The sequence below is a fragment of the Acinetobacter sp. ANC_7654 genome (assembly GCF_056779855.1).
Genome location: NZ_JBWYIR010000020.1, coordinates 1 through 5,542, shown reverse-complemented (window position 1 = coordinate 5,542; position 5,542 = coordinate 1). Strand labels below are relative to the sequence as shown.

The following is a 5,542-nucleotide window of genomic DNA, read 5'->3' as shown; positions in this document are numbered from 1 at the left end:
GGTGTTTAGAATAATGAGCTGGCGATGACTTACTCTCACATGGGTAACCCCACACTACCATCAGCGCTAAGAGGTTTCACTTCTGAGTTCGGGAAGGGATCAGGTGGTTCACTCTTGCTATTGTCGCCAGCACAACTGTTGTGACTTTGCTTGGGTCTTATTCGCATGTATTGTTTGCGTGCCTTTGCTTGGTCAAAGAAGTTATTAACAGCTATTTGAGTTGCTTTAATTTGTGCAGTTTAGCGTTTTATCTAACTAAATCAAGTTATTTGTCATGATTTGAACCACAACACCAACTGTTTGGGTGTTGTATAGTCAAGCCTCACGAGTAATTAGTATTGGTCAGCTTCATACGTCACCGTACTTCCACATCCAACCTATCAACGTTGTAGTCTTCAACGGCTCTTTAGAGGACATAAAGTCCTTGGGAAATCTAATCTTGAGGTAGGCTTCCCGCTTAGATGCTTTCAGCGGTTATCCCTTCCGAACATAGCTACCCGGCGATGCGACTGGCGTCACAACCGGTACACCAGAGGTTCGTCCACTCTGGTCCTCTCGTACTAGGAGCAGATCCTCTCAAATTTCCAACGCCCACGGTAGATAGGGACCGAACTGTCTCACGACGTTCTAAACCCAGCTCGCGTACCTCTTTAAATGGCGAACAGCCATACCCTTGGGACCTGCTTCAGCCCCAGGATGAGATGAGCCGACATCGAGGTGCCAAACACCGCCGTCGATATGAACTCTTGGGCGGTATCAGCCTGTTATCCCCAGAGTACCTTTTATCCGTTGAGCGATGGCCCTTCCATACAGAACCACCGGATCACTAAGACCTACTTTCGTACCTGCTCGACTTGTGGGTCTCGCAGTTAAGCGCGCTTTTGCCTTTATACTCTACGCGTGATTTCCGACCACGCTGAGCGCACCTTCGTACTCCTCCGTTACTCTTTAGGAGGAGACCGCCCCAGTCAAACTACCCACCAGACATGGTCCTCGCTCCAGATAATGGAGCAGAGTTAGAACCTCAATATTACCAGGGTGGTATTTCAAGGACGGCTCCATAGAAACTGGCGTTTCTACTTCAAAGCCTCCCACCTATCCTACACAAGTAAGATCAAAGTTCAATGTCAAGCTGCAGTAAAGGTTCACGGGGTCTTTCCGTCTAGCCGCGGGTACACCGCATCTTCACGGCGAATTCGATTTCACTGAGCCTCTGCTGGAGACAGCGCCGCCATCATTATGCCATTCGTGCAGGTCGGAACTTACCCGACAAGGAATTTCGCTACCTTAGGACCGTTATAGTTACGGCCGCCGTTTACTGGGGCTTCGATCAAGAGCTTCGCTTACGCTAACCCCATCAATTAACCTTCCAGCACCGGGCAGGCATCACACCCTATACGTCCACTTTCGTGTTTGCAGAGTGCTATGTTTTTAATAAACAGTTGCAGCGGCCTGGTTTCTGAGGCTGCCAGTAGCTCAAGGAGCAAGTCCTATCACCGCCGGCAGCGTACCTTCTCCCGAAGTTACGGTACCATTTTGCCTAGTTCCTTCAGCAGAGTTCTCTCAAGCGCTTTGGTCTACTCGACCTGACCACCTGTGTCGGTTTCGGGTACGATTCCTGTGTAACTGAAGCTTAGAGACTTTTCCTGGAAGTATGGTATCAGCCACTTCGCTAGTAAACTAGCTTGCTATCGATTCTCAGCATAGAGTACCCCGGATTTGCCTAAGATACATGCCTACAATCTTCCACCTGGACAACCAACGCCAGGCTGACTTAACCTTCTCCGTCCTCTCATCGCATTACACAGAAGTATTGGAATATTAACCAATTTCCCATCGACTACGCCTCTCGGCCTCGCCTTAGGGGTCGACTCACCCAGCCCCGATTAACGTTGGACTGGAACCCTTGGTCTTTCAGCGAACGGGTTTTTCACCCGTTTTATCGTTACTCACGTCAGCATTCGCACTTCTGATACCTCCAGCAGACTTCTCAATCCACCTTCATCGGCTTACAGAACGCTCCCCTACCACTTGCAATAAATTGCAAATCCGCAGCTTCGGTACATAGTTTTAGCCCCGTTACATCTTCCGCGCAGGCCGACTCGACTAGTGAGCTATTACGCTTTCTTTAAAGGGTGGCTGCTTCTAAGCCAACCTCCTAGCTGTCTATGCCTTCCCACATCGTTTCCCACTTAACTATGATTTAGGGACCTTAGCTGGCGGTCTGGATTGTTTTCCTCTTGACTACGGACGTTAGCACCCGCAGTCTGTCTCCCGGATAGTACTCATTGGTATTCGGAGTTTGCATCGGTTTGGTAAGTCGGGATGACCCCCTAGCCGAAACAGTGCTCTACCCCCAATGGTATTCGTCCGAGGCGCTACCTAAATAGCTTTCGGGGAGAACCAGCTATCACCAGGCTTGATTAGCCTTTCACCCCTATCCACAAGTCATCCCCTGGCTTTTCAACGACAGTGGGTTCGGTCCTCCAGTAAGTGTTACCTCACCTTCAACCTGCTCATGGATAGATCGCCTGGTTTCGGGTCTACACCCAGCAACTAAACGCCCTATTAAGACTCGATTTCTCTACGGCTCCCCTATTCGGTTAACCTTGCTACTGAATGTAAGTCGCTGACCCATTATACAAAAGGTACGCAGTCACATCACGAAGATGCTCCCACTGCTTGTATGCATGCGGTTTCAGGATCTATTTCACTCCCCTCACAGGGGTTCTTTTCGCCTTTCCCTCACGGTACTGGTTCACTATCGGTCAGTCAGGAGTATTTAGCCTTGGAGGATGGTCCCCCCATATTCAGACAAGGTTTCACGTGCCCCGCCCTACTCGACATCATCATGTAAGCCCTTTCGTGTACAGGACTATCACCTACTATGGTTGCACTTCCCAGAGCATTCCACTAAAGCTTACATAACTTAATGGGCTTTTCCCCTTTCGCTCGCCGCTACTGAGGGAATCTCAATTGATTTCTTTTCCTACGGGTACTGAGATGTTTCACTTCCCCGCGTTTGCCTTGCAACACTATGTATTCATGTTGCAATACCTATCTTATGATAGGTGGGTTCCCCCATTCAGATATCTCCGGATCACAGGATATTTGCCGCCTCCCCGGAGCTTTTCGCAGGCTATCACGTCTTTCATCGCCTCTGACTGCCAAGGCATCCACCACATGCACTTAATTACTTGACTATACAACCCCAAACAGTCGTTCGATCCTACAAGTAGATCGTTCAACATTACAGTTTGAAGTACTGTGTATCTAAACACTGTACAGCTTCAATTCAAATTCATATACCAAAACGCTTGATTCAGTTAATTTCGCTAGTTCTCATTTCAATCACTTCAACTCAATAACTTACGTTATCTCGTTTCCGCTCTTTCTATGAGTATGAACAAATTATTTCAACTCAAATATATGCTGTTAATGATTCACTACGTCTTCGTCAGATCGCAGTCAACTGTGATAAATCACAGAGCTTAATAATCAAGGCGTGCAGTATACACAGCTTTATTACTAAGCTCTATAAGCTATCAACTCGTTTGCTTACTACGTATTCGAATGAATACGTGGTGGAGACTAGGAGAGTCGAACTCCTGACCTCCTGCGTGCAAAGCAGGCGCTCTACCAACTAAGCTAAGTCCCCAGCTTATCATTTAGATCAATGTATCGTATGAGTATGTCATGGTGGGTCTGACAAGACTTGAACTTGTGACCCCACGCTTATCAAGCGTGTGCTCTAACCAACTGAGCTACAGACCCTCAGATACATCGTCATGAAGAACAACTTGTTGTGGATTCTTACCAATCGTCAATCTTTCGTTAAGGAGGTGATCCAGCCGCAGGTTCCCCTACGGCTACCTTGTTACGACTTCACCCCAGTCATCGGCCACACCGTGGTAAGCGTCCTCCTTGCGGTTAGACTACCTACTTCTGGTGCAACAAACTCCCATGGTGTGACGGGCGGTGTGTACAAGGCCCGGGAACGTATTCACCGCGGCATTCTGATCCGCGATTACTAGCGATTCCGACTTCATGGAGTCGAGTTGCAGACTCCAATCCGGACTACGATCGGCTTTTTGAGATTAGCATCCTATCGCTAGGTAGCAACCCTTTGTACCGACCATTGTAGCACGTGTGTAGCCCTGGTCGTAAGGGCCATGATGACTTGACGTCGTCCCCGCCTTCCTCCAGTTTGTCACTGGCAGTATCCTTAAAGTTCCCGGCTTAACCCGCTGGCAAATAAGGAAAAGGGTTGCGCTCGTTGCGGGACTTAACCCAACATCTCACGACACGAGCTGACGACAGCCATGCAGCACCTGTATGTAAGTTCCCGAAGGCACCAATCCATCTCTGGAAAGTTCTTACTATGTCAAGACCAGGTAAGGTTCTTCGCGTTGCATCGAATTAAACCACATGCTCCACCGCTTGTGCGGGCCCCCGTCAATTCATTTGAGTTTTAGTCTTGCGACCGTACTCCCCAGGCGGTCTACTTATCGCGTTAGCTGCGCCACTAAAGCCTCAAAGGCCCCAACGGCTAGTAGACATCGTTTACGGCATGGACTACCAGGGTATCTAATCCTGTTTGCTCCCCATGCTTTCGTACCTCAGCGTCAGTATTAGGCCAGATGGCTGCCTTCGCCATCGGTATTCCTCCAGATCTCTACGCATTTCACCGCTACACCTGGAATTCTACCATCCTCTCCCATACTCTAGCTTCCCAGTATCGAATGCAATTCCCAAGTTAAGCTCGGGGATTTCACATCCGACTTAAAAAGCCGCCTACGCACGCTTTACGCCCAGTAAATCCGATTAACGCTCGCACCCTCTGTATTACCGCGGCTGCTGGCACAGAGTTAGCCGGTGCTTATTCTGCGAGTAACGTCCACTATCCAAGAGTATTAATCTTAGTAGCCTCCTCCTCGCTTAAAGTGCTTTACAACCAAAAGGCCTTCTTCACACACGCGGCATGGCTGGATCAGGCTTCCGCCCATTGTCCAATATTCCCCACTGCTGCCTCCCGTAGGAGTCTGGGCCGTGTCTCAGTCCCAGTGTGGCGGATCATCCTCTCAGACCCGCTACAGATCGTCGCCTTGGTAGGCCTTTACCCCACCAACTAGCTAATCCGACTTAGGCTCATCTATTAGCGCAAGGCCCGAAGGTCCCCTGCTTTCTCCCGTAGGACGTATGCGGTATTAGCATCCCTTTCGAGATGTTGTCCCCCACTAATAGGCAGATTCCTAAGCATTACTCACCCGTCCGCCGCTAGGTCCAGTAGCAAGCTACCTTCCCCCGCTCGACTTGCATGTGTTAAGCCTGCCGCCAGCGTTCAATCTGAGCCATGATCAAACTCTTCAGTTTAAAATCAATAGTACCTAAAGGGTACCAATCTTGGCTCATCAATTACTGACAAAAAATTTGCTCAAATAAACTTCGAGAAATTTCTACCAATTATTAATGATAATATATATCGATCAATCAACCAGTAAAAATCCACACAAGTTGTTCTTCATAATCTCTTAATGATCTT

Annotated in this window: 2 tRNA genes and 3 rRNA genes; all 5 read right to left on the bottom strand. The window is 48.7% G+C overall.

Annotated features, from left to right (window positions below):
- Positions 1 to 16: 16 nt before the first annotated feature.
- The 5 genes from rrf to AC1M86_RS14695 all read right to left on the bottom strand — a co-directional run bounded on the left by rrf (position 17) and on the right by AC1M86_RS14695 (position 5,373).
- Positions 17 to 131, bottom strand: a 5S ribosomal RNA gene (gene rrf, locus AC1M86_RS14715).
- 180 nt (positions 132 to 311) lie between these two features.
- A 23S ribosomal RNA gene (locus AC1M86_RS14710) occupies positions 312 to 3,203 on the bottom strand.
- Positions 3,204 to 3,582: 379 nt separating this feature from the next.
- Positions 3,583 to 3,658, bottom strand: a tRNA-Ala gene (locus AC1M86_RS14705).
- A gap of 39 nt (positions 3,659 to 3,697) precedes the next feature.
- Positions 3,698 to 3,774, bottom strand: a tRNA-Ile gene (locus tag AC1M86_RS14700).
- Positions 3,775 to 3,835: 61 nt separating this feature from the next.
- Positions 3,836 to 5,373 (bottom strand): 16S ribosomal RNA (locus AC1M86_RS14695).
- The 16S, 23S and 5S rRNA genes sit together here with 2 tRNA genes alongside, the layout of an rRNA operon.
- Positions 5,374 to 5,542 lie beyond the last annotated feature (169 nt).